This window comes from Bradyrhizobium sp. LA6.8, assembly GCF_040547935.1.
Classification (GTDB): domain Bacteria; phylum Pseudomonadota; class Alphaproteobacteria; order Rhizobiales; family Xanthobacteraceae; genus Bradyrhizobium; species Bradyrhizobium barranii.
In genome coordinates this window covers 204610-229786 of the sequence record NZ_JBEPQQ010000009.1, presented here as the reverse complement: position 1 = coordinate 229786, position 25177 = coordinate 204610, and the positions used below count along the sequence as shown (strand labels likewise).

18 protein-coding genes are annotated in these 25177 nt (G+C 66.3%); 11 read left to right on the top strand and 7 right to left on the bottom strand.

Translation table 11 applies throughout. The features are described 5' to 3' along the window. Nucleotides 1–30: 30 nt before the first annotated feature. Genes hutI through hutU form a run of 3 tightly spaced genes read left to right on the top strand, consistent with a single transcriptional unit; the run spans nt 31 to nt 4485 of the window. Entirely contained in the window at nt 31–1245 is a 1215-nt protein-coding gene (gene hutI / locus ABIA90_RS35265) for an imidazolonepropionase (RefSeq protein WP_354120346.1), read from the top strand. Then, nucleotides 1242–2801, top strand: a complete 1560-nt coding sequence (gene hutH, locus ABIA90_RS35260; protein ID WP_354120347.1) for a histidine ammonia-lyase — start codon at nt 1242–1244, stop codon at nt 2799–2801. Before hutI ends, hutH begins: the two co-directional genes overlap by 4 nt. Nucleotides 2802–2814: 13 nt before the next feature. Beyond that, entirely contained in the window at nt 2815–4485 is a 1671-nt protein-coding gene (gene hutU / locus ABIA90_RS35255; protein ID WP_354120348.1) for a urocanate hydratase, read from the top strand. On the opposite strand, the gene ABIA90_RS35250 is transcribed toward hutU, so the two are convergent. Beyond that, a complete protein-coding gene (locus ABIA90_RS35250) occupies nt 4486–5106 on the bottom strand; it encodes a TetR/AcrR family transcriptional regulator (RefSeq protein ID WP_028170512.1) in 621 nt (206 codons plus the stop codon). A gap of 257 nt (nt 5107–5363) precedes the next feature. On the opposite strand from ABIA90_RS35250, the gene ABIA90_RS35245 reads away from it, so the two are divergent. Genes ABIA90_RS35245 through ABIA90_RS35210 form a run of 8 tightly spaced genes read left to right on the top strand, consistent with a single transcriptional unit; the run spans nt 5364 to nt 13726 of the window. After that, nucleotides 5364–6224 (top strand): FAD binding domain-containing protein, encoded by an 861-nt coding sequence (locus tag ABIA90_RS35245; protein WP_354120349.1) that lies wholly within the window; start codon nt 5364–5366, stop codon nt 6222–6224. After that, nucleotides 6221–6745 (top strand): (2Fe-2S)-binding protein, encoded by a 525-nt coding sequence (locus tag ABIA90_RS35240; protein ID WP_354120350.1) that lies wholly within the window; start codon nt 6221–6223, stop codon nt 6743–6745. Before ABIA90_RS35245 ends, ABIA90_RS35240 begins: the two co-directional genes overlap by 4 nt. Next, on the top strand, nt 6742–9117 hold the full coding sequence (locus ABIA90_RS35235) for a xanthine dehydrogenase family protein molybdopterin-binding subunit (protein WP_354120351.1): 2376 nt from the start codon (nt 6742–6744) through the stop codon (nt 9115–9117). Before ABIA90_RS35240 ends, ABIA90_RS35235 begins: the two co-directional genes overlap by 4 nt. Before the next feature lie 22 nt (nt 9118–9139). Beyond that, nucleotides 9140–10381: an ABC transporter substrate-binding protein gene (locus ABIA90_RS35230; protein WP_354120352.1), complete on the top strand. Its 1242-nt coding sequence runs from the start codon at nt 9140–9142 to the stop codon at nt 10379–10381. A gap of 10 nt (nt 10382–10391) precedes the next feature. Then, nucleotides 10392–11267: a branched-chain amino acid ABC transporter permease gene (locus tag ABIA90_RS35225; RefSeq protein WP_354120353.1), complete on the top strand. Its 876-nt coding sequence runs from the start codon at nt 10392–10394 to the stop codon at nt 11265–11267. After that, nucleotides 11264–12262: a branched-chain amino acid ABC transporter permease gene (locus tag ABIA90_RS35220; RefSeq protein WP_354120354.1), complete on the top strand. Its 999-nt coding sequence runs from the start codon at nt 11264–11266 to the stop codon at nt 12260–12262. Before ABIA90_RS35225 ends, ABIA90_RS35220 begins: the two co-directional genes overlap by 4 nt. Continuing rightward, nucleotides 12259–13014 carry an ABC transporter ATP-binding protein gene (locus ABIA90_RS35215; protein WP_354120355.1) on the top strand — a complete coding sequence of 252 codons (756 nt, stop codon included), beginning with the start codon at nt 12259–12261 and terminating at the stop codon, nt 13012–13014. Before ABIA90_RS35220 ends, ABIA90_RS35215 begins: the two co-directional genes overlap by 4 nt. After that, nucleotides 13007–13726: an ABC transporter ATP-binding protein gene (locus tag ABIA90_RS35210; RefSeq protein ID WP_354120356.1), complete on the top strand. Its 720-nt coding sequence runs from the start codon at nt 13007–13009 to the stop codon at nt 13724–13726. The genes ABIA90_RS35215 and ABIA90_RS35210 overlap by 8 nt, the downstream gene beginning before the upstream one ends. A 28-nt stretch (nt 13727–13754) precedes the next feature. On the opposite strand, the gene ABIA90_RS35205 is transcribed toward ABIA90_RS35210, so the two are convergent. Genes ABIA90_RS35205 through ABIA90_RS35180 form a run of 6 tightly spaced genes read right to left on the bottom strand, consistent with a single transcriptional unit; the run spans nt 13755 to nt 25172 of the window. Then, entirely contained in the window at nt 13755–14276 is a 522-nt protein-coding gene (locus ABIA90_RS35205; RefSeq protein ID WP_354120357.1) for a hypothetical protein, read from the bottom strand. 15 nt (nt 14277–14291) lie between these two features. After that, a complete protein-coding gene (locus tag ABIA90_RS35200) occupies nt 14292–17474 on the bottom strand; it encodes a DUF6519 domain-containing protein (protein ID WP_354120358.1) in 3183 nt (1060 codons plus the stop codon). A 21-nt stretch (nt 17475–17495) separates the two neighbouring features. Continuing rightward, nucleotides 17496–19625, bottom strand: coding sequence for a hypothetical protein (locus ABIA90_RS35195; protein ID WP_354120359.1), 2130 nt, complete (start codon nt 19623–19625; stop codon nt 17496–17498). Beyond that, complete coding sequence (locus ABIA90_RS35190) at nt 19622–22261, bottom strand: putative baseplate assembly protein (RefSeq protein ID WP_354120360.1); 2640 nt, start codon at nt 22259–22261, stop codon at nt 19622–19624. Before ABIA90_RS35190 ends, ABIA90_RS35195 begins: the two co-directional genes overlap by 4 nt. Beyond that, nucleotides 22258–24804, bottom strand: coding sequence for a putative baseplate assembly protein (locus ABIA90_RS35185; protein WP_354120361.1), 2547 nt, complete (start codon nt 24802–24804; stop codon nt 22258–22260). The genes ABIA90_RS35190 and ABIA90_RS35185 overlap by 4 nt, the downstream gene beginning before the upstream one ends. Then, nucleotides 24801–25172, bottom strand: coding sequence for a GPW/gp25 family protein (locus ABIA90_RS35180; RefSeq protein WP_063981950.1), 372 nt, complete (start codon nt 25170–25172; stop codon nt 24801–24803). Before ABIA90_RS35180 ends, ABIA90_RS35185 begins: the two co-directional genes overlap by 4 nt. Nucleotides 25173–25177: the final 5 nt, after the last annotated feature.

Below are 25177 nucleotides of genomic sequence, written 5' to 3'. Positions count from 1 at the left end.
AAGTCAAGCATCCCACGAAGGGACCATTGCATGGCAGAGCGCTTCGACCGGATCTGGCACAACGCCCGGCTCGCCACGATGCGGGCCGACCGTCCCGATCTCGGCGAGATCGAGCATGGCGTGATCGCCACGCGCGGCGGCCATATCGCCTATGCGGGCGCAGCGGCGGATTTCCCTGGTGATGCGGACGCGATCAAGCGGATCGATTGCGAGGGGCGTTGGATCACGCCCGGCCTCGTCGACTGCCACACCCATCTCGTCTATGGCGGCAACCGCGCGCATGAATTCGAGTTGCGCCTGAAGGGCGCGAGCTACGAGGAGATCGCGCGCGCCGGCGGTGGCATTGTTTCGACGGTGGCCGCGACGCGCCAAGCGAGCGAGGCCGAGCTCGTTGCAAGCGCGCTGCCGCGGCTCGATGCGCTGATCGGCGAGGGCGTCACCACCATCGAGATCAAGTCCGGTTACGGCCTCGATGTCGAGACCGAGATGCGCCAGCTCTCAGCGGCGCGCGTCCTCGGCCGCCAGCGGCCGGTTGCGATCCGCACCTCCTTTCTCGGGGCGCATGCGCTGCCTGTGGAGGCCGGCGGTGACAAGGATCGCTACATCGATCTCGTGTGTCATGAGATGCTGCCGGCCGTCGCAAAGGCCGGTCTTGCCGATGCCGTCGATGCCTTCATGGAAGGTATCGCGTTTTCGGCCGAGCAGACCGCGCGGGTGTTCGAGACGGCGAGGGCGCTTGGGCTGCCGGTCAAGCTCCATGCCGACCAGCTGTCGAACCTCGGCGGTGCTGCGCTCGCCGCAAAATTCTCGGCGCTCTCCGCCGATCACCTCGAGCACACCGACGAGGTCGGCGCTGCCGCGATGGCGAAGGCCGGGACAGTCGCCGTGCTGCTGCCCGGCGCCTTCTATTTCATCCGCGAGACGCAGAAGCCGCCGGTCGAGGCGTTCCGCAGGCACGGCGTCCACATGGCGCTCGCGACCGACTGCAATCCCGGCAGCTCGCCGCTGACATCGCTCCTGCTCTCGATGAACATGGGCGCAACGCTGTTCCGGATGACGGTGGCCGAATGCCTCGCTGGTGTTACCCGCGAAGGCGCGCGTGCGCTCGGCGTGCTCAATGAGACCGGCACGCTGGAAGCAGGGAAGTGGTGCGATCTCGCGATCTGGGACATCGAGCGGCCCGCCGAGCTCGTCTACCGCATCGGCTTCAATCCGCTGCATCGCCGGGTGTGGAGGGGACAGTGACGGAACAGGGCGCGGCGATCGTCGTCAAGCCGGGAGCTGTCAGCGTCGATGATCTCGCGCGCGTGCTCAAGGGACAATCCGTCGTACTCGATCCGTCATTCTGGCCGGGCGTCGAGGCGGCCGCGGAGATCGTCGCAAAGGCAGCGCATGCCGCCGCGCCGGTCTACGGCATCAATACCGGTTTTGGAAAACTGGCCTCGAAGCGCATTCCGCCCGACCAGACCGCGCTGCTCCAGCGCAACCTCATCGTCTCGCATTGCTGCGGCGTCGGCCCGGCCACGCCGGGGCCGATCGTACGGCTGATGATGGCGCTGAAGATCGTCTCGCTCGGCCGCGGCGCCTCCGGCGTGCGTCGCGAGGTGATCGAGCAGTTGCAGGCCATGCTGGCGCAGGACGTCTATCCGCTGGTGCCGCAGCAAGGCTCGGTCGGCGCCTCCGGCGATCTTGCGCCGCTCGCGCATATGACGGCGGTGATGATCGGCGAGGGGCAGGCGATCGTCGATGGCAAGACTGTCTCCGGCCGTGAGGCACTCGCCGTCGCCGGTCTCGCGCCGCTGACGCTCGGTCCCAAGGAGGGGCTCGCGCTGATCAACGGCACGCAGTTCTCGACCGCCTACGCCGTCTCCGGCGTGCTGCGCGCGTTTCGCCTGGCTCGCGCCGCGCTCGTCACCGGCGCGCTGTCGGTCGATGCTGCGATGGCCTCGACGGCGCCGTTCCGCCCCGAAATTCAGGCGTTGCGCGGTCACGTCGGACAGATCGCTGCGGCCGCGACGTTGACCGCGTTGCTCGACGGCAGCGATATCAGGTTGTCGCATCTCGAAGGTGACGAGCGCGTGCAGGATCCCTATTGCCTGCGGTGCCAGCCGCAGGTCGCGGGCGCCGCGCTCGACCTGATCACGCAGGCCGCGCGCACGCTGATCGTCGAAGCCAACGCCGTCACCGACAATCCGCTCGTTCTGGTCGAGACCGGCGAGATCGTCTCCGGCGGCAATTTCCACGCCGAGCCGGTCGCCTTTGCCGCCGATACGATCGCGCTGGCGCTGTCGGAAATCGGTGCGATCAGCGAGCGGCGCATCGCGACGCTGGTCGATCCCGCGCTCAATTTCGGTCTGCCGCCGTTCCTGACGCCGGACCCCGGCATCAATTCCGGCTTCATGATCGCCGAGGTCACGGCCGCCGCGCTCTACGCCGAGAACAAGCAGCGTGCGGCTGCCTGCTCGATCGACTCCACTCCGACCAGCGCCAACCAGGAAGACCATGTCTCGATGGCCGCGCACGCCGCGCGTCGCCTCTCGGATATGGCCGATAACCTCGCCGCCATCCTCGGCATCGAGCTTCTGGTCGCAGCGCAAGGCATCACGCTGCGTGCGCCGCATGCGACCAGCGCGCCACTCGTTGCCGTCATCGCTGCGCTTCGCGAGCATGTGCCCGCGCTCGGTGCCGATCGCTACATGGCCGGCGATCTCGCCAAGGCGGCTACGCTGATCGAAGCCGATGCGTTACCGGCCGTGGCGATCGCGGCGCTTCCAACCGATCCGTTCCCGAGACTTGACTAAAGAGGTGCTCCGCATGAACCGCCGACTGGACAATGACCGCACCATCCGCGCGCCCCGCGGCAGCGACATCAGCGCCAAGAGCTGGCTGACGGAAGCGCCCCTGCGCATGCTGATGAACAATCTCGATCCTGACGTCGCTGAGCGTCCGAGCGAGCTCGTCGTCTATGGCGGCATTGGCCGCGCCGCGCGCGACTGGGAGAGCTTTGACCGCATCACGGCGGCCTTGCGCAAGCTCGAAGCCGACGAGACGCTCCTGGTCCAGTCCGGCAAGCCGGTCGGTGTCTTCCGCACCCATGCCGATGCCCCGCGCGTCCTGATCGCGAACTCCAACATTGTGCCGCATTGGGCCACGCTCGACCATTTCAACGAGCTCGATCGCAAGGGCCTGATGATGTACGGCCAGATGACGGCGGGCTCCTGGATCTATATCGGCAGCCAGGGCATCGTGCAGGGTACCTACGAGACCTTCGTCGAGGTCGGCCGGCGCCACTATAGCGGCAGCCTCGCGGGAAGATGGATTCTCACCGCCGGTCTCGGCGGAATGGGCGGCGCGCAGCCGCTGGCCGCGACCATGGCGGGCGCCTCGATGCTCGCGGTCGAATGCCAGCCGAGCCGCATCGAGATGCGATTGCGCACCGGCTATCTCGATCGGCAGGCCGCGACGCTCGACGAGGCGTTGGCGATCATGGAAGAGGCGGCGAGGACCAAGAAGGCAATATCGGTCGGTTTGCTCGGCAATGCCGCGGAGATTTTCCCTGAGCTGGTGCGCCGCGGCGTCAAACCCGACATCGTCACCGACCAGACCAGCGCGCATGATCCGATCAACGGCTACTTGCCGAAGGGCTGGACGCTCGCCGATTGGGAAACCAAGCGCGCCGCCGATCCGAAGGCGGTGGAGCGTGCGTCGAAGACGTCGATGGTCGAGCACGTCCAGGCCATGCTGGATTTCCATGCGCAGGGCATTCCGACGCTCGACTACGGCAACAACATCCGCCAGATGGCGCAGGACATGGGCCTGAAGAACGCCTTCGATTTCCCCGGTTTCGTTCCCGCCTATATCCGTCCTCTGTTCTGCCGCGGCGTCGGGCCGTTCCGCTGGGCTGCGCTGTCGGGCGATCCCGAGGACATCTTCAAGACCGACGCCAAGGTCAAGGAGCTGATGCCTGACGACAAGCATCTGCACAACTGGCTCGATATGGCCAAAGAACGCATCAAGTTCCAGGGCCTGCCGGCGCGGATTTGCTGGGTCGGCCTCGGCGATCGAGATCGCCTGGGCCTTGCCTTCAACGAGATGGTGGCACGTGGCGAATTGAAGGCGCCGATCGTGATCGGCCGCGATCATCTCGACAGCGGCTCGGTGGCGAGCCCCAACCGCGAGACCGAGGCGATGAAGGACGGATCGGATGCGGTGTCCGACTGGCCGCTGCTCAACGCACTGCTCAACTGCGCCAGCGGCGCGACCTGGGTCTCGCTGCATCACGGCGGCGGCGTCGGCATCGGCTACTCGCAGCATGCTGGCATGGTGATCGTCGCCGACGGCACGCCGGAAGCGGCCAAGCGGATCGAGCGCGTGCTGTGGAACGATCCCGCCAGCGGCGTGATGCGCCATGCCGATGCGGGCTATGAGACTGCGATCGATTGTGCCCGTGACAAGGGCCTCGATCTGCCAAGCCTCGCGAAGTAACTAGCCGCTCACCAGCAGCTTCGGCATCGTCATCTTCGCGCCGTCCATGAAGGTTTGGACGGCGTCGCGGACGATCGCGTCGAGATCGGGCGGGATCGGCGTCTCGTAGATGAACTTGCGGATGGCGAGATAGAAGATGCGGCCGTGCAGGCCCCAGAACAGCTCGGTCTCGCGTTCGCTGAGCGGATGGGATTTCGCGTCGGGCAGCTTCAAATCGTGGCGCAGCTCGGCCGCCGCGGGCTCGATGATCTCGCGGCGGACAATGTCGAGATAACGGCCGGTGATGCCGAACGACTTCATGCCGGAGAAGACGAAGATCCGCACCCAATTGTACTCGAATACGCGTTCGACATAGTCGAGATAGAAGCGCGTCAGCCGCGCCTCGAGCGGCAAGGTTCGGTCGCGGATCATCGGCCCCCAGTCGGGCGACCAGCGGCTGAGATAGACCTCCTGGTAGACCCGCTCGATCAGCGCCTCCTTGCTCGGGAAGTGGCGATAGATCGCCGAATGCGTGATGCCCATGCGTTTTGCCAGTTCGCGGGTCTGGCCCTCGAAGCCATGCTCGGCGAAGAAGCGGATCGCCTCGTCCACGATCGCACGCTCGCGGTCGGCCGCACGCATGTTGCGGCGCTTTGGCGCGGACTTGCTGCCTGTGTCCGTCCGCTTCCGGACCGGTCGCTTCGCTGGTTTCTGCGCTTTTCGGGCCATTTCGTCGCTGTTTAGCAATCTCCGGCTGCCTTCTTAGCCTAAAGGTGCATTTGTGACCAAATGGTCATTTCCTGTTGACCGCCTCTCGGCAGCGTGTCAGGATTTTGAGACCAGATGGTTACAAATCTGGCATCCCGGCTGATGAGCCGACGGATCTCGAGGAAACGGCGGTGAAGGCGAGGGCTTTCAGCTATTTTCGTGCTGCGACGATCGACCAGGCGCTGGATGCTCATGCCCGCGCCGGCGATGACGCGCGCTTCATTGCAGGGGGCCAGAGCCTCGTGCCGGCGTTGTCGCTGCGGCTACAAGCGCCACGGTTGCTGATCGACATCACCCACATCGAAGAGCTGCGCGGCGTCTGGCGCGAAGGCGGTTACTTGCGCATCGGCGCGCTGACGCGCCATTGCGAGATGCTGAGCGAGCCGCTAATCGCCGAATTCGCGCCGCTGCTGCATGCTGCTGCGCCTTTTGTCGCCCATCCCGCGATCCGTAACCGCGGCACCATTGGCGGCAGCGTCGCGCTCGCCGATCCTGCCTCCGAATTCCCGGCGATGACCCTGGCGCTCGATGCCGAGATCGAGATCGCCGGCCCTTCCGGCAGCCGGCGTGTGAAAGCCGACGACTTCTTCGTCGAACTGTTCGAGACCGCATTGCGGCCCGGTGAGCTGATCACCGCGATCTACGTTCCGTTGTTCAAGGCCGATCAGCGTTTTGCGTTCGACGAGCTGGCGCGCCGGCGCGGGGACTATGCTCTGGTCGGGTGCGGCATGCTTGCGACTTTCACAGCCGAACGCATCGACGACATCCGCATTTCCTTCTTCTCGGTCGGCAATACACCGACGCGGGTGAAGGGCGCTGAGGCAACCCTGATCGGCTCGAACCTGGATCCCGAACGTATCGCCGCCGCACAAGCGGCGCTCGAAAGCGATCTCGCGCCGCCCGACAGCGACGAGGTGCCGCCGGCGATGCGGCTGCATCTCGCCCGCGTGCTGCTCGGCCGCCTGCTCGGACGTCTGGGTGAGGGCGCATGAGCGGTTTTGACGAAACCATTTTGGACGACCCCGACGAGACCGTGCAGGTCCGCTTCGTCGTCAATGGCCGCAAGGTCGCCTGCGAGGTGGCGCCGCGCGAGACGCTGGTCGATTGCCTGCGCAACGCGCTCGAACTGACCGGCACGCATGCGGGCTGCGAGATGGGGGCCTGCGGCGCCTGCCTGGTGCAGCTCGACGGCCGCGCTGTGCACTCCTGCCTGATCTTTGCAGTGCAGGCCGATGGCGCCAAGATCAATACCATCGAAGGTCTTACCGAGAGCGGCGTGATCGCCGATCTCCAGGCCGAATTCCATCGCCGAAACGCGCTGCAATGCGGCTTCTGCACGCCGGGCATGCTGGTCAATGCCCATGAACTGCTCTCGCATGTGGCGCGGCCGAGCCGCGACGAAATCCGCGACGCGCTGTCGGGCAATTACTGCCGCTGCACCGGCTATGAGGCGATCGTGGACGCCATCGACGCGGTGGCCAAAGCGCGCAATGAAAATGGAGGCGCGACATGAGCGCGCCGCTGACCTCGCTCGACCGCCCGAATTCCTATATCGGCCGCTCCGTGCCGCGCCCGAACGCCAAGCGGCTGCTCGCCGGCCGCGGTCGCTATGTCAGCGACCTCCGCCTGCCGCGCATGCTCTATGCCGCGTTCCTGCGCAGTCCGCATGCGCACGCGAAGATCGTCGCCATCAATACCAGACAGGCGCGAGCACTCGAAGGCGTGCATCTCGTTGCCACTGGCGAGGATCTCGCAAAGATCTGCACGCCCTGGACCGGCACGCTCGATCACTTCAAGGGCATGACGTCGGCTCCGCAATTGCCATTGCCGCTCGACCGCGTGGTCTGGGCCGGGCAGGCTGTGGTGGCCGTCGTCGCCGAGAGCCGGGCAATTGCGGAAGATGCGCTGGAGCTGATCGAGATCGATTACGAGGACCTCCCTGTCGTCGTCGATATCGACAGTGCACGAGAGGCTGGTGGCCCGCTGATCAATCGCGGCAGTGTCAATAACACCTGTTTCCGGGCCCAGCTCGACAATGGCGCCGTTGACGACGCCTTTGCGCAGGCCGCGCACGTGGTGGAAGAAGAGTTCTCCTTCGGCCGCCACACCGCGGTGACGCTGGAGCCGCGCGCCATCGTTGCAGACTACGATCCCGCCGCCGGCGCACTCACCGTGCATCACGCGACGCAGACGCCCTACCAGTTCCAGGATCTCTATTCGCGCCACTATGGCATTCCCGAGGCCCGCGTTCGCGTGATCGCGACAGACATCGGCGGCTCCTTCGGGATGAAGCTGCATGTCTATCACGAGGACATGGCGGTGGTCGGTCTCTCGATCCTACTCGGCCGTCCTGTCAAATACGTCGCCGATCGTATCGAGTCCTTTGTCTCCGACATTCATGCTCGCGATCACCGCGTCCGCGCCCGCATGGCGGTGGACGCCAAGGGCGAAATTCTCGCGATGGACGTGCTGGACCTGACCGCGATCGGGGCGTTCTCGACCTATCCGCGCACCAGCGTGGTCGAGGGCAACCAGGTGATCCGCCTGATCGGCGCGCCCTATCGTTTCAAGAACTATCGCGCCACGCTGGAGGTGATCTTCCAGAACAAGGTGCAGACCAGCCAGTATCGCGCCGTCGGCCATCCCATCGCCTGCGCCGTCACCGAGCGGCTCGTGGACATGGCGGCGGCCAAGGTTGGCCTCGATCCTTTCGCCATCCGCGCGCAGAACGTCATCGCCGACGATGCCTATCCGCAGACATCGCCGACCGGGTACCGTTTCGAGGCGCTGTCGCATCAGGCCTGCCTGAACCGCCTGCACGAGATGATGGGTTATGAAGCGTTGCGCGCCGAGCAGGCCGACTTGCGCAAGCGCGGCATCTATCGCGGCATCGGCATTGCGGCCTTCGTCGAGATCACCAATCCCAGCCCGGCCTTCTACGGCGTCGGCGGCGCGCGCATCTCGTCGCAGGACGGCGCGATCCTCAGCCTGACGCCGTCGGGCGAGGTCCGCTGCCTGATCTCGGTCACCGAGCAGGGGCAGGGCACCGAGGCGATCATCAGCCAGATCGTGGCCGATCAGCTCGGCCTTGCGCAGGAGCACGTCAAGGTCATCACGGGAGATACCGAGGTGACGCCGCATGGCGGCGCGACCTGGGCCTGCCGTGGCGCCGGCATCGGCGGCGAGACCGCGCTGCAGGCCACGCGCGTGCTCAAGCGCAATATTCTGGAGATTGCCGCGCTCATTCTTCAGGAGCAGCCGTCGGCACTCGACATCATCGATGGCGAGGTCGTCGACGCCGTGACCCGGAACCAACGGTTGCCGATCTCCGAGATCGCGCGGATCGCCTATTTCCGCTCCGATACGCTGCCACCGGGCACGCAGGCGCAGCTCACTGTCAGCCATCACTTCGCTCCGCAGGGCTATCCGTTCGCCTTCACCAACGGCATCCAGGGCTGTTCGCTGGAGGTCGACGTCGAGACCGGCTTCATCAAGGTGCTGAAGCATTTCATCGTTGAGGATTGCGGCCGCGTCATCAATCCGATGCTGGTGGATGAGCAGCTTCGCGGCGGCATCGTGCAGGGGCTGGGTGCGGCGCTGTTCGAGGAATGCCGCTACAGCGAGACTGGTCAGCTCATGAACGGCTCGCTCGCCGACTACCTCGTTCCGATGCCGATGGAGATGCCAGACATCGTCATCGGCCACGTCGAGACGCCGACCGCCGACACCGTGCTCGGAGCCAAGGGGGTTGGCGAGGCCGGCACGGCGGCGGCCTCCGCCTGCGTGCTTAACGCCGTCAACGACGCGCTCGCGCCGTTCGGCGCGACGATCAATTCGATCCCGATCACGCCCATAAAAGTCCTGAAAGCCCTGAAACGCTTCTAAAAAAAGTCAGTTGGAGGAAATCATGCCCAAATCCGGTTCGACCTCGACAATATCCCGCCGCACCGCGCTCGCTGGCCTCTCGGCCGGCGCCGCCCTGCTCGCCATGCCGCGGCTCGGCCGCGCCGCGGACGAGACGATCCGTATCGGCTTTCCGACGCCGCTGACCGGCCCGTTCGCTGCTGAGGCGCGCGATCAAGTCAAATGCGCTGAGCTCGCCGTCAAGCTCGTCAACGACAAGGGCGGCATCGGTGGCCGCAAGGTCGAGCTGCTGGTGCGTGACGACAAGCTCAATGCCGGCGAGGCCGCGACCCGGACGCTGGAGCTGATCGAGAAGGACAAGGTCCACGCCGTGGTGGGCGCGCTTTCCAGCGCGGTGCAGCTCGCGGTCAACGAGGTCACCCGCGCCCGCGGCGTGATCTACGTGTCGATCAGCCAGTCCGACACGATCAACGAGGCCAAGGATTTCAGCAAATATACCTTCCATGAGGCGCTGAACCCGCACATGACGACCGCTGCCGTGGCGCGGCAGACCCTGAAGAAGGGCATGAAGGTCGCCCATCTCGTCGCCGACTATGCGTATGGCCATGAGATGCTGCGCGGCTTCAAGCGCGCGCAGGCGGCGATCGGCGCTGATAACGTTGGCGAGATCCTACATCCGTTCGGCGCGGCCGACTATTCCACCTTCATGCCGCGCCTGATGTCGATGCGGCCGGACGTGCTCTGCATCTCCAATTTCGGCCGGGACCAGGCAAACGCGATCAAGCAGGCGGTGGATTTCGGGGTCAAGCAGCAGATGAAGATCGTCGTACCCGTCATCCTGCACAACCAGCGGCTCGCGGTCGGCCCTGACGTGTTCGAGGGCGTGGTTGGTGGCGCGAACTATTACTGGGGACTCGAGCCGCAGAGCAAGTCGGCAGCAGCCTTCAACGCCGCGTTCAAGGCCGCCAATAGCGGTGCGATCCCGACCGATTACGGCGCTTATGGCTATTCAGGCGTCGGTTCGCTGCTGGCAGCCATGCAGGCCGCCGGCGGCACCGACACGGACAAGGTCGTAGATGCCCTGGAGAAGCTGCAATACGATCTGACCAAGGGCCCGCAGCACTACCGCAAATGCGACCACCAATCGGTGCAGTCGGTGCTCGTGCTGGAGTCCAAGAAGAAGTCCGCGATGGCGAACGACAACGATTTGTTCGCCATTCTCGCCAACGACACCGGCTCCGACGAAATGCTGCGCAGCTGCAGCGAGCTCGGCCACGCGACCTGAAGCCCGGCCGATGGACCTGTCGCTGATCATCATGCAGCTTCTCTCCGGGATCGCCCTTGGGGCGGTCCTGGTCATTACTGCGCTTGGACTGACGATCGTGTTCGGCATGCTCGGGGTGGTGAATTTCGCCCACGGCGCGCTGTTCATGATCGGAGCCTATGCGGGGCTGTATCTGGCGTCGCTCACCGGCAGCTTCTGGTGGGGACTGCTGCTCGCGCCCATTTTGATCGGTGCCTTCGGCATGCTGATCGAGTTCGTCCTGATCCGCAGGCTCTATGGACGCTCGATCGACGACCCGCTGCTGCTCACCTTCGGCCTCAGCTACATCCTGGTCGAGGGTGTGCGCATCGTGTTCGGCAGCGACGGCATTCCTTTTCCGACCCCGCCGCAGCTGGTCGGCGTGCTCGATCTCGGCATCGGCTTCTTTCCGCGCTACCGCATTTTCGTCATCGCGCTGGTGGCGGTGGTGCTGCTGGTGCTCTGGCTGACGCTGGAGAAGACCCGCATCGGCCTGATCGTGCGCGCGGGCGCCCGAGACCCCACCATCATGCAGGTGCTGGGCGTCGATATCGGCCGGGTCTGGCTCGCGATCTTCGGCCTCGGCGTCGGGCTGGCCGCGCTAGGTGGCGTGCTTGCTGGACCTATGCGCAGCGTCAATCCGGAGATGGGCTCGCTGGTGCTGGCCGAAGCCTTTGTGGTGACCGTGATCGGCGGCCTCGGCTCGATCGTCGGCGCGGTCGTGGCCGGCCTCATGGTCGGTATCTCCATCAGCCTGGTGGCGCTGTTCGCCCCCGAAATGGCGACCATCGTCATGTTCGCCCTGATGGCGATTGTGCTGCTGATCCGCCCGCAAGGCCTGTTCGGCGTCAGAGGGAGGACCGCGTGACGTCACCATCGAGCGGCGAAGCGGTCGCCAAGCCTTCGTCCAGCGGGCTCGGCTGGCTTCTCGAGCAGCGCGTGCTGCTCTCGATCGCGGTGCTGGCCGTGCTGCCCTGGCTGCTGCCGTCACAGGCGCTGGCCGTCAATGTCCTGATCTACGGCGTCGTGGTGATGGGCTACAATCTGCTGTTCGGCTACACGGGACTGCTGTCGTTCGGCCAGGCCGCCTTCTTCGGTGCCGGCGCCTACTTCACCGGGATTGCGATCGGCCGCTATGGCGTGCCATGGTTCGCCGCGGTGCCGATCGCCGTACTGCTCAGCACTTGCCTTGCCGCCGCGATCGGCATCGTTTCGACGCGTACCCGCGGCATCTATTTCTCGATGGTGACCTTGGCGCTGGCGCAGCTCGTCTATTACGTCGCGCTGCAAGCCTCGTCCTTCACCGGCGGCGAGAATGGCCTGCGCGGCTTCACCGTCGATCGCATCAATCTGTTCGGCCTCCAGGTCAATTTCCTCGACCCCGTCAACAAATACTACGTGCTGATGGCCTTCGCGGCGCTGGCGATGTGGTTCCAGTCTCGCATCCTGAATTCGCCGTTCGGTGCCGTGATCGAGGCGATCCGCGAGAACGAGCAGCGGGCGCGGGCCTGCGGCTATGACGTCGAGCGCAGCAAGCTGATCGTGTTCATGCTGTCGGGCGCGATCTCCTCGTTCGGCGGCTGCATGCTGGCGCTGCATCTGTCGATCGTGCCGCTCGACCTTCTGCACTACCAGACCTCCGGCATGATCGTGATGATGGTGCTGCTCGGCGGCGCCCGCAGCTTCTTCGGGCCCTTCGTCGGGGCTGCGAGCTTCCTGATCCTGGAGGATGTCATCTCGCTTTGGACGCCGCATTGGCAGATTTTTGTCGGCGCGATCTTCGTGCTGTTCGTGCTGTTCCTGCCCAAGGGGATCTGGGGAACGCTGCTCGACACGCTCGGCATCGGAAAGGCGCGGCCATGAGCGGCGAACTGCTTCGCGTCGAGGGGGTCGGCAAGCGTTTTGGCGGCTTCGTCGCGCTCGAAGACATTACCGTGTCCTTTGCGGCAGGACAGCTCACCTCGATCATCGGACCGAACGGCGCTGGCAAGAGCACCTTCTTCAACATCCTCTCCGGCGCGCTGCCCCCGACGTCGGGCACGCTGCACTTCAGGGACCGCGAGCTGAACGGCCTGCCGCAGCACCGCTTCGTGCATCAGGGCATCTCGCGCTCCTACCAGATCACGAACATCTTTCCGGACTTGTCCGTGCACGAGAATGTGCGCGTGGCGGCGCAGGCGCTGACCGTGAGCTACGACATCTGGCGCAACCGCGCCCGGCTGACGGAGCTGAACGCGCGCGCCGATGCGGCGCTTGAGGCGGTCGGACTGCTCGGCAAGCGCGCTGAATTGGCCAAATTCCTCTCGCACGGCCAGCAGCGCGCGCTGGAGATCGCGATCGCGCTGGTCTCCGAGCCCGAGCTGCTCCTGCTCGATGAGCCCACCGCCGGCATGGGGCCGGAAGAGACCAAGGACATGGTCGCGCTGCTCGAACGGCTCGCGGAGAAGCGCACGGTGCTGCTGGTCGAGCACAAGATGAAGATGGTGCTCGGCCTGTCCAAGCGTGTCGTGGTGCTGCATCACGGCCGTCTGCTGGCGGACGGCGCGCCCGACGAGATCAGGAGCAACCCGGAAGTCCGGCGGGTTTACCTCGGACAGAGTGAAGGCTATGGCTGAGACCGCGCTGCTCGAAATCGATGATCTCCACGCCTGGTATGGCGCCAGCCATATCCTGCACGGCATTTCCCTGCAGGTGAAGGAGGGCGAGGTGGTAGCTCTCGTTGGCCGCAACGGCGCCGGCAAGACCACCACGCTGCGGGCGATGATGGGTCTGATGCCGAAGGCCACCGGCCGCGTGCGCTTTGCGGGCAGGGAGCTGCTGCCGCTCCGCGCTCATCAGCGATTCCATCTCGGTTTGGCCTATGTGCCGGAGGAGCGCCGCATCGTTCCCGGGCTCTCCGTGCGCGAGAACTTGCGGCTCGGCCTGGTCGCGGCCGGAAGCGAGATCGAGGAGCGCGCCGCGATTGACGAGATCGCCGAAACCTTTCCGCGCCTGAAGGAACGCCTCGATCAGGAGGGCGTCACGCTTTCGGGCGGCGAGCAACAGATGCTCGCGATCGCCCGCGCGCTGATCGCAAAGCCCAAGATGATCCTGCTCGACGAGCCCTCGGAAGGCATCATGCCCGTCCTGGTCGAGGAGATGGGCGTGCTGTTCCGCCGCCTGCGCGACGAGGGCAAGACACTGCTGCTGGTCGAGCAGAACGTCGAATGGGCCCTGCGGCTGGCCGACCGGGCGGTGATCATTGACCAGGGCGAGGTCGTGCATCAAAGCAGCGCCGCGGCACTGCTGGCGGACAAGGACATCCAGGAGCGCTATTGCGCGGTGTGACGGCTCCGGAGGGCCGCACGCCAGCAGGTCATCCAAGCAGCTTGCCGAGCTCGTTGAGCTTTGCGATCGCGGCCTTGCCGACTTCGGTGATGTTCTTTTCCGCGCGCGCGGCAAGCTCGCGATCGGCCTCGAAGCCTTTCCTGGCGGCATTGACGCTTTCGCGGATATGGCCGCCCACGTTGGGGTCGCCGATCGCTTTCTTCACCGCACCGTCGTCGAAGGCCTTGACGGTCTGCTCCTGATCCGCTAGCCGCGCGTTGCTGCCGGCTGTGGTCTCCTCGAGCGCGAGGCCGAGCGCCTCATCCAGGAGTTCGTGCAAGGCTGCGAGCGGACCCTCGGTGGCGGAGCTTGTGGTGCTGACCTTGAAGCCCGGCGTATCCGGCACGAACAACACGGTGCCGCGCGCGAGCCTGTTGAGATCGGCATGCGGATTAGCCTGCTGCAAGGCTTTTAGCGCAGCTTCGCTGCGAACCTGGCTCAGATTGGCATGCAGCAGCTTCTCGCTGACAGCCTTGAGTTTCGTCTCGTCTCCAACGATGAAGGTGCGCATCGAAATCTCCGCGGATTAGCCGATCACGTTGAGTGGCGCCCACGGCGTGTTGGCAATGCCGCCGGGGATGATGATGTTGCTGGTCGTGATGTTGCCGATCACGGTCACTGCCCGCGCGCCGGTGAGGCGGATCGAGCTTTCGCCGCCGCGCACCCGGTTCGCGCTGATGATGGCGACCGCGCTCTCCAGCGAAACGGCGACGCTTCTGCTGCCGGATTCCACCCGGTTGTCGTTGAACAAGCATTCCTGGCCGGCCACGACCAGAACGGCGGGTGCTGGCCCGCGCGCGGCCAGCATGTTGCCGATGATGCCGGCGCGCGCGCCCTCGGTGTCGTTGGCGGCAAGGCTTGCCCTGACGAACGCATAGTCGGCGCCAAGCGCGAGGATCCGCCCGTCGCCGAGCCGGATCGCGACCTTGTCGCCGGCCTGTCCGAACGGCACCTTCGGATTGACCTCCGCCGTGGTGAGCGCGAACCAGTTGCCGTCCGAATTGTCCACGCCCGGCGTGAGGTCGCGCTGCACGCTGTTGTGATTGACCTCGATCTGGGTCTGCGGCGCGCGCAGCATGATGCCGGCGCTGGTGCCGACAAACCCCTTGGCGGGCGCGACCTCGACGATCTCGTTGCCGCTCACGCGCGGCCGGTTGACGCCGAAGGTGACGACGCCGGCGCGCAGTGCGGACTTGACCGCCGTCAGGCCGATCGCGCGAACCAGATTGCCCGCAATCGTCGCGCTGTCAGCGCGGATCACCTCGATGCCGACCACGGTGCCGTTCTCGCTCTCGGTGACCGGTTCGATGTTGCGGATGTGGTTATTCTCGATCGAGACGGCTGCGGCGTCGGTCGCGCCGCCGAGCATGATCCCGGCGCCGCAGGCGTCGATCGCGTTGAGCTTGATGATCAGGTCCTGTGCTCCGGCAATCACCTTGATTCCGGCCGTGCCGAAGCCGTGGATCTGGTTGGCGAGGATATGCGCAGTGGCGGTGCTGCGGCGGTCGAGCCCGGGGATCAGCCCGATGCCGACGTGATCGCCGGGCGACCAGTTGCGCAGCTGGTTGCGCTCGATCCACAGCCCCGCCGCGGCACAGGCGATGCCGTTGGCCGTGACGTTGCAACTGTTGCCGTCGATAGCCAGCGAGGCGCCGGGAAGCGCAAGGCCCTGCGCGGCGATGGCGGTGTCGGTGCAGCCGATGATCTCGTTGTGCGCGATCCGCGTGGCGAGCAGATGCAGCACCTCGTCGGCGAAGGCGATCGCGCCGCGCTGGCACAGAAGGACGTTCTCCTCGATCGTCACCGCGGCCGTCAGCAGGAAGCCGGCACCGTTCTCCACGCCCTTGAGGGCGCCGCCCGCAATCCCAACCGGCGCGAAGATCGCGTTTTCGGCGAGCTTCGCACCGCCAACCACACCGCGCAGCACCACCGCCGGGAGCTGTGCATTCTCGGTGCCGAGTGCCGCGATGGCGAGACGGGTCAGGCCGAGGCCGATGCAGGTCGAGACGTCGATGGTGGGGTCGCGTGCGAGCGAAAGGATCGCGAGGTCCTCGATTGCGATCGCAAAAGAGTCCTGGATGGCGAAGGCGCCGGTCGGCGCCACCAGCAGCGTTGCCGGGCCCTTGCCGGCGATGCGGACCGATTTCGCCTGTTTGATCGCCACGGCCTCTTTGAGCACGTAGCGGCCGGGGCCGAGGCAAATGGTGCCGCCGGTCTCGCGCACCTTGTTGACGGCGTCCTGGATGGTGAAGCTGCCGCTCTCGTGCTGCTCGACCGTGACACAGGCCGTGCAGGCACAGTCGTGGCCTTCGCCTTTCGGCGGCCACGGGTGGCGGCAGTCGCTGACGCCCTGGGCGCCGACATCCCAGATGCCGAGCCGTGCATAATGGTGATGGATGCCGCGCGGCGGCGCGCGGTCGAGCAACTCGACGCTGGCATCCGCCGTGCGCGCGGCGAAGGCCCACCAGTCGCAGGCACGACAGCCCACTGCCCCGATCGAATCGAAGCTCACGGTGACGCCGTCCTCAAGCAGGACTGTCGTGCCCGCGGCGGGCACCTTGATTACGCCGGTCGATCCGGCGGCATCGAGATCGCCAATCTGCACCGGTGTGCCGCTGGCGTCGGTCCGGAAAACCTTTCCTTTCTGATCCCAGCGGCGCACCCGCAAATTGGTCTGCTTCGGCCAATCGCTGTTGGGGAATCCCGGCGGCAGCATCAGGCCCGGCAGTGCCGGTGTGAAGCTGATGCGGCGGGTCGCTTCGGTGACGGTGATGCGGCGCATCTCGCCGGCCTTCTGCGAGAACTCCCTGGCGTCGTCGATGATCTCGACCCAGTCGCCGGTGTTGAAACGCAGCACGTCGTCGCGCCCGAGACTGTCGAGCTCGAGTTCGGTGGCCGAGATCATGCTGGCGACGCGCGAGCCGACGCTGGCATTTTCGCGCGACCATTTGAAGGTCGCAGTGCCGCCGGGCTGGCCGGGGTCGTGGATCTCGACCCGGTAGAGCTGGTTCTCGAGGCCGCGGAAGCCGCCGGTCGGCGGCAGCTCGCAGGGGTCGGTCACCGGAGCTGCGTCGAACGTGCCTGTCGTGAGCACGCCGGTCGATGGCGCGATCACTGTGGTCCAACCCGGCATGTCCTCGTCGGGCGTCGCGCAGCTGGTGTTGGCGCCGGCATCGGTGTCGAGCACACGCACCTGCCACACCGTCTGGAGCCGCGAGCTGGTCTCGACGCCGACGGCGATCTCGACCAGTTCCGGCCGCTCGAGCCAGGTCAGCTCGCGCTCCCAGACGTCGAGATAGACGAGATGGCGACCGGCCGTCGGCAGCGGCGGCCGCACTGCATCCGGCAGATAGGGTTGGGTCTCATAGGTCAGCTTGTCGGTGAAGACTGTCTCGGCCATGAGTTCGTCGAACAGGCGCTTGTCGGGATCGGCAAGGCCGTGATTCTCCGCGAGCAGGCCGTCGACATAGAGCCGCCCCTTGCCGATCTCGAGCGTATTGCCGGCAACGCCGAGCTTGAATGCATCCGGGGTGGTCGAGGACACCGTATCGCGGTCGAGAATGTCGCTGGCGAGTGCACGCAGCCTGCGATCGAGGATCGCCATCAGCTCGTTGGCGTCGCCGTCCAGCAGCACCGCGCCCTGTTTCAGCTCCACGCCGGCGAAGTCGAGCAGCGGGTCGAGACGAACGCGTGAGAAGTCGGCACCCATGATAGCCTCCGATGCACTCGGTCAACTCGCGAAGAACAGGCCCGCGTGCAGCCCGAAACGTAGATATTCATCGAGCCGCAGCCTGAGATTGGCCTCGCGCTGCGGCTGGAATAATGCGTTGAGAACGCCGATCTCGCTGTCATTGTCGCCGCCCGCGCGGATCGCGAGGCTGGTGCTGCGGCGCAGCTGCCCGTAGCCGGGATCGCCATAGCGCAGCGAGGTGAACAGCGGCAGCGCCGTGGGCGCCGTGTCATTCGGCACGCAATGGAAGCGCCGCGGCGTGATCGAACCCGCAGGCACGTAACAGAAGCGGACGCAACCTTCCTGGCGGCGCTGGACCAAGAGCGGCGCGATCCACTTTTCCGCGGGCTTCGGACCAAGCTCTGCGAAGAAGATGGTGTTGGAGGCGAGCTTCAACAGTTTCGTGTGAACCTTGCCGATGACGGTGCATTGGGCGGCCGTCAGCTCGGCGCCGGGGCCGCCTGCGGCATCGGCGGCAAAGGCGACGTTCCCCGGCGCGCCGGCATCGATGATGCAGTCGGTCAGCGTCACCTCGGCATCAGTGACGGCGTGGATCGGGCCGAGGATGCAGCGCTCCAATGTCACTTTGGCAAAGGGATGCCCGATGATCAGGCTCGGCTCGCCCGGCGAGGTCGGACTGCCGTCCCCATTCAGAGTCAGTCCGGGCACCAGCGTGCAATCGCGCAGCAGCAGCTCCCGCGGCTCGACATCGGCGAAGGCCGCCAGCCGCAACGCGCCGCCCGATATCACGAGCCCGTCGAGCGTGAGGCGACCGCGCGCGCCGATGTCGAGCGTGATCTCGCCGCCTGCCGCCAGCAACGGGCGGGTCTGGTCATGCGCGGCGACCACGACATGGTGCGGCGTGGCATCGCCGGTCACGTCGTCGACCACAAAGGTCGGCGTCTCCTTGTAGGTCAGGCTGTCGCCGATGATGAGGCGGCCACCGGTCCTGATCAGATTGAGCTTGGCCTGCCACGCGCCTCCGGCATCGACGGTCTGCTCGTTGCCGATATCGCCCGACCCGGGCACGCGCGGATACTCGCCGCCGCCGATCTGCCGCGCAGTGCCATAGTGGAATGTCGCAAGCAGTGGCCCGTCGGCGGGATCGCCGAGGAGCACGCGGCCGCGTTCGGGATCGAAGCCGATCGTGCCCGCCGTCACCTGCGCCTCATGGGCCCAGCCGATCACATTGCCGCCGCCATCGAGAATGTCGCGGAGATCGCAGACCTGCACCTTGGCCGTCGGCACCGGGATGGGCGGGGTGCCCGGCGTGAAAAACACCAGGCTCTCGCCGGCGCCATAATCGTCCTCGCGCTGTGCGTCCGGCTGTGCGGTTGCCTGTGCGGCGCGCACCGCCATTGCCATCAGCCGCACCGACAGTGGCTCCGGCGCATTGATCGGCTCGGCGAGATGGGAGATGTCGGACTCGGCCTGCGCGAATCGAAACAGCCGCATGTCCGCGCCGAGCGGGTTGAGACGGAATTTCCGGCCGGTCGCATCGCCGGCATCAGGCGTCAGCGGCACCGCCGTGAGCGACAGCGACAACAGCCGCCACAGGAAGATGCCGATGTTGGGGATGTTGTAGCGGCCGGCGCCCGTTTCCGGCCGCCGCATCTCGGCGGTGTGCGCGATGCTGTTGAAGGCGCCGTCGCGCCGGAACAGTGCCGCCGTGTCGCGCAGATTGCAGGTCGCGGGCGCATGCAGGCGGATGTGCTTCATGTATTGCGTGGTGGCGAGCTGCTCGAAAAATTCGACCGCATGTGCCGGCCAGCCGGTGACGTCCTGCGCGAGCTCCTCCAGCATCAGCGCGGTGCCCTTGCGGCGGCGAAAGGCGATGGTGTCGGCGACTTCGGCACGCGGCGAGGTCAGCTCGGTGCCGAGCCCGCGCAGCGGCCGGTAGCCGATGAGGTCGCCGATATAGGGCGTCACCCACTCGGCGCAGGTTTCGATGAACTGGTCGTCGTAGAGCTGGTCGACGGACTCTTCCAGCGTGGCGAACTCGCGCGCAAATGCCGCCAGTAGAGCCTGGAGCGGACCGGCCTTTGCGGGATCGCCCGCAAGCGCGGCGTCGCGCAACCGGTGCAGCGTCGGCAGCAGGCTGTAGAGCCGTTCGGGGGTGAGGCTGTTCATGCCATCTCCTCCAGGAGGTCGAACGGCGCCGGGTTCAATGTCAGCAGCTCGCTCGGCTTCACCACGCCCTGGTCGACATGCATCCGTGAGGCGAGCAGGCGGACCTGGCGCGAGGGAATGGTCTGCGCGAGAGGCGCCGTGCCGCCATAGAGCTGGACGAGGTCGACAGCGATGACGCCCGGCACCGATTGTGCCGCCGCGATCACGTCGGATTGCTGCACCGGCTGGCCGAGCTCACGCGCGTCGAAGGCGAAGTGCGCGCGTAGCGCCGCCTCGACCGCGGTGAGCACGGCCTTGGCGTCGAAATCGGGATCGCGCTTGACCTTCAATCCGATCCGGAACGTGCCGGGCTGGTAGGGCAACAGCATCACGGCGACGTGCGGATCGCCGCCAGCTTTCAGCGCAGCGAGCAAATTGGTCCATACCGGGCTTGTCGAATTGACGGGAGCGCCGGGTGGTCCCGCGATCGTGATGGCGACGGTCTTTCCGCGCGGCAGTTGCAACACCTGCGCCTGCGCCTTGGCAATGCCGGTGAAGGCGCGGGCAAAATCCTCATAGTCAAGGACGGACACGACGCGGCCGAGCGTGCGGGCGCCGAGCGGCATGCTGCGTCGCGCCGCGTCCGCCGGCTCCGGGTCGTTGCCGCCTTCGGCCGCGAACGGGTTGCTCACCCCCTTGAGGCCGAGCGGGCGCGACAGCAACTGGCTCAGCGTCTCGGCGCGAACGTTGCCGCCGACCCCGATGCCCTTGCGGTAGGTGGCGCGGACGTTGTTGAGCCCGCTCGGCAGCCGCGCGCCGCTGGTGCCGTCGCCGAACTTCACGAGATTGCGCCCTTGCTCGTCAATATCGAGCGCAAAGGCGCGATCGGTGGCGGCCGCGCCGGACAGCGTCGCGCGCTCGTGCCATGCGATCTCGCCGACCCGCAGCGTCAATTCGCTTGCGGCACCGCTCTCATTGGCGGCGGCGCGATAGGTCAGCGGCACCTGCTTCAGCTCGAATTGCTGGAACGGTTGGGCCGCATCGCCCGAGCCGAGGATCTGAGTCACCGTCTCGCCATGCGAGGCCGGCACCACATTGCCATGAACGACGACGCTGCCGCGGTCGAGGCTGCCGGCGAGCGGCGGATCGATCTGAAGCATGCAGCGGCCGGCATCGACAGCCTGAGCGGATACGAGGTTGGCCTGCACGACAACGGCCTGGCCGTCGGAGACGCGATTGCCTCGCACGATCAGCCGTCGCCCTGCGACGAGGCCATCGGCACTGACGGCCGCCGGGATGCTGCTGCCGGTCGCGGCATCATCGACGGCGTAGGGCGCGAGCGCGAGCTGCTCGGACTGCACGAAGGCCGTGATGCGACGAACTTGGTCCTGATAGCGGTCGTAATGGGAGCCGCGCAATTGCAGCCGGGTGACCTTGCCGGCCAGCGCGAACTCCGCGCGCGACGTCTCGTCCGCATCGGCGATCTGGTAAACGTCGAGATGCGGGCCGAGATCGAGGATGACATCCGACTTGCCGAAGGCCTTGATGATGACCTGGATGGAGCCCTTGGCTGCCATCGAAAGCACGACGTAACCGCCGGCGCGGACCTCGGAATAGACCGTATCGAGATCAATGAAACCGCCGCCCTGGGCCGAGCCCATCGGCGAGATCGTGTAGTCGGGCCACTCCGGCGCGTCACTCCCGCTCGGATAGTTGTTGCGAAAGTCCGTCGACATCGACTTCCACATCGGCGCGTTGTGGCCGAAGGGTGCTGCCCGCTTGCGCAGCGCATAGACCTTCGAGTTCTGGGCGGCCGTGACCCCGGAAAGACCGAGCTGCCAGGTCACCTTGGTGCGATCGAAATCCGATTGCAGCTCGACACTGTCGATGAAGCGGAAATCGCAGTTGCTGTCATTCGTACCGGGATTGAAGGCATCGCCGACGATCAGCAGCGCATCGCCCGGCTTCAGATTGTTGCGCTGGCCGGCGAGGTACATGACCGTGTCGCCTTTGTCCGGTCGGCGTGTCTCCGCCAGCCACGGTCGGATCGCATTCCAGGCCGGCCGTGCGGCGTCCAGTCGCTCGACCGTTTCGAAGGTCTGCGGCTTCTCGTCCGGCCCCGGTACGCTCTGCACTTTCGTGCCGATCTCGATCGACACTTGAGCGGGCACGCCGGTGACGAAGCTGCCCGGCTCGGGCGACAGTTTTGGCGGCGGCGCGGGCGGCGTTTCCAACGTGAAGGCAAGCCATGTCTCGGCGGCGACGCCGGGCCGCAGGCGGTAGCCGATCAGCCGGCCCATCTCCTGGAGCGAGACGCGCTCCAGCGCAGTGCGGAGATAGGATTCGTTGGCGATGCGCTCCTGGTAGAAGGTGAGCACGTCGGCAGCGCAGGCGAACGCATCGATCAGGCCGATGGTGAAATCGTCATCGGCGCGGCTTTGCAGCTTGCCGAGCGGTGCGAACGCGGCAGAGGACAGCGCAGCGCGCAGGCTGTCGCGGAACTGGGCGTAGTCGCCGACGCGATAGGCGATGGCGGAGAGGCCGTAGCGGTTCGAGATGCCTTGCGGCGTCTCGGCTTCGACGCCGGCGCAGCAGCCGCAGCTCTCGCTGCCGGCAGGCAGGGCATGAGGCTTGATGGTTGGAACCGGTAGCGTCATTTGCCGCCTCCCGCCTCGATGATGAGCCGGCCGCGCTCGCGGAAACTCGGATTATTGGCGAGCTGCGCGATCTCGAGGCTTCCGATCGGGATCACCTCGTCATCCAGCGAGGTCGCGATCGGCGAGATCAGCCGCTGGAATTTTTCCGCCTGCACCGCCTCGACACCCTCGACCGCTTGTGCGGCCGCGATGATGCGGCTGAGATAGACGGGATCGCCGAAAGAGAAATTGTCGGGATGGAACAGGCCGAGCGTGCCGTCGGGCAGCACCGCGCTCGACAGCACCGTCCGCACGGCCTGCGCGACTTCGGCGCGGAAATAGTCCGGCTTGACGCAGACATGCAGTGTGACATCGAGCGGCACATAGCGCGGCGGCCGTACGTCGAGGTCGTAGCCGGCCATCCTGAACCGTTCGAGATGGTTGCGCAGCTGCGTCGCGAAGGGCGCGTCGACTACGCCGCCGCCGAAGCGGTCGGGCGTCACGAACACGGCGTGCCAGCTTCCGGTCCAGCGGAACGTTGCGGCCGCGCGCTGCACGTCGGCGCGTCGCTCACTGGCGGCGGCGTAGTCGGCCGCCGTCACCGCGCGCTCCTGGGTACGGAACGCCTGTGGGGCATCGCGGCGCGCGGCTTCGATGTCCTCGGGCTCGACGCCGCCGGATGCGGGAAGCGGATTGCGTACGGTCGCGAACACGCCGTCCGTGGTGCTGACGATGTGGGCGATGGCTTCGGCGCCGACATTTCCGGATGTGCCATTGCCGATCCGGTAGGTCGCCGTGAATGCGGTGTCTTCGGCCGGGCGCTTGCCGAGCAGGCCGTCACCGAACCGCAGCAAGGCCCGGCCGTGGTTGTCGATCTCGACCACGACATGCGGCGCGTTGCCGGCGCTGTCGATGAGGTCGCGTCGCGGCAGCCAGTGCTCGGTGATGCCGGCGACTTGTCCCGTGAGATCGACGATGGCAGGCGTGGCGTCGCGCGGCGACAAGAGCGAAAATGTGCTGGCCGCCCACCACGGCTTGTCGTTGCTGACGGGAACGGCGAGCAGCGCGCCGAGATCGAAGGATTGCGTCAACGGGCTGTTTGCCAGCACCGGGCGGAAGCGCGGCGGCAGCATGACGTCCGGGGACGAGGTGCAGCAATTGCCCGGCGCGCGCGATGCCTGCTTCAGGCTAGCGCGCGGCATCACGCCGAGCTGTTCGGGCGGCAGCGAGCGGCCGTGATCGACGAGCACGATATTGCCGCGCGCAACACTGATCGCGAGCTCGGGGCGGTCCTCCACCGTCAGGCAAAGCGGGAAAGGCAGCGCGTCGGCCTCGCTCCAGGCGATCTCGGTGACGTCGACCGGGCCGTCGACCGGAGGCTCGTCGAACAGCCCGCCGGACGGATCGCTCGTAAGCGTCCTCTCGGTCAGCCGCACCGCGCAGCGATGGCCGGGATCGGCATCGGCGGCAGACAACGTCGTTGGGCTGATCACCTCCTCGAAGATCAGGATGTCGCCGATGGCGAGCGTATCAATGTGGCCGCGCAGCGTCGCGCGCGTGGTGCCGCGGGGCAGGCAGCATCCGTTGTTGCCCCAGGCATAAAAGGTGAGACTGTTCTGTTGCTGGTCCAACTCGGCTGGCGTGACCGTTTCGAACACCTCGGCGCCACCGTCGATCGCATCGCTGAGCGCGCGCGAGCCCGGCGTCAGCGCCACGTCCAACCCGGGCACGCGGGTCAGCAGCTGCGTGCCCGTCGGCAGCGCGATTTTCTGTCCATTCACGCCGAAATGCACGAAGGCGCGCGCGTTGCAGCCCTCGTGCAAATGATAGTCGACCAGCCTCGCATGGCGCCGCACCGAGATGCGCTGCCGCGCGGTGGCGAGATAGGCTTCGTTGGCGACCGCATCCTGGCGATAGGCGAGGTTGTCGGCGGCATAAGCGAGCAGCTCGACCAGGGTCACGCCGAGATCAGCGGCCGAGCGCTCCTGCCAGCCGGGCACGAGCAGGCTCAGCCTGTCTAGCATCAGCCGGCGAAAACCCTGATAGTCGCGCGCGAGATAGTCGATCTCCGGCCTCAAGCGCGGCGTGGGCGGGCACGGCGCGGTGTCCGCGCAGTCATAGTCCGAGGGACATTCGACCTTGAAGGTGAAGTCGATCGCCGACAGCTTGGGATCGAAACCGGCCGGCGGCAGGGCCGAGCCGGAATTGGCAAAGATGCCGAAATTGTAGATCGAATAATCCCCGCTGCTGTCGGTCCGGACGACCAGCGTGCGGGCGAGATCGTCGACGGTGTCGACCAGGCCCGGCTCGGCCTCGGCCGGCAGCGCGTCGGCCGGCGCACACCAGACCACGCCGACGGTCGCGATCCGCTCGCCGCCGGTGATGCGCAGGTTGTCCGGCGAGAGCGTGAAGCCGGGATGCAGGAGCCGCACCAGCAGGGTCTGTTGCCGTGGCGCGCCGGGCGGAGAAGCGAGGTCGAGCACCTCGATGAAGGCGATGGCGTTAGCGCTGCCCTTGGCCTCGAGCACCTCGAGCCGGCGCGGATCGCAGCAATGTTGCTTCATGCCGCGCCTCCTGGAACCGCAAAGCTCGCGACGTGGCTGGTGCGGTCGGCCAGCACCACGTAACGGATCTCGACCCGCAGCACCGCATCGTCATTGATCACCTCGACCGAGGTGACGGCGATCAGATGTGACAGGTGCTGATGCAGCGCGGCCTGGGCCAGCATCTGCGTCGTCGCGGCGAGCGTCACCGAGTTGGGCTCGAACACCAGCGCCAGGAGTCCTGCGCCGAAATCCGGCCGCATCACCCGCTCGCCCTGCATCGTGAACAGCACCTGCTCGATCAGGTCGCGGATGTGATCGGGGCGGCCGGTCGTCGCCGTGCGGCCCTGGTCGTCGAAATGATAGGGGAAATCGAGTTCGCTGCTCACGCCGT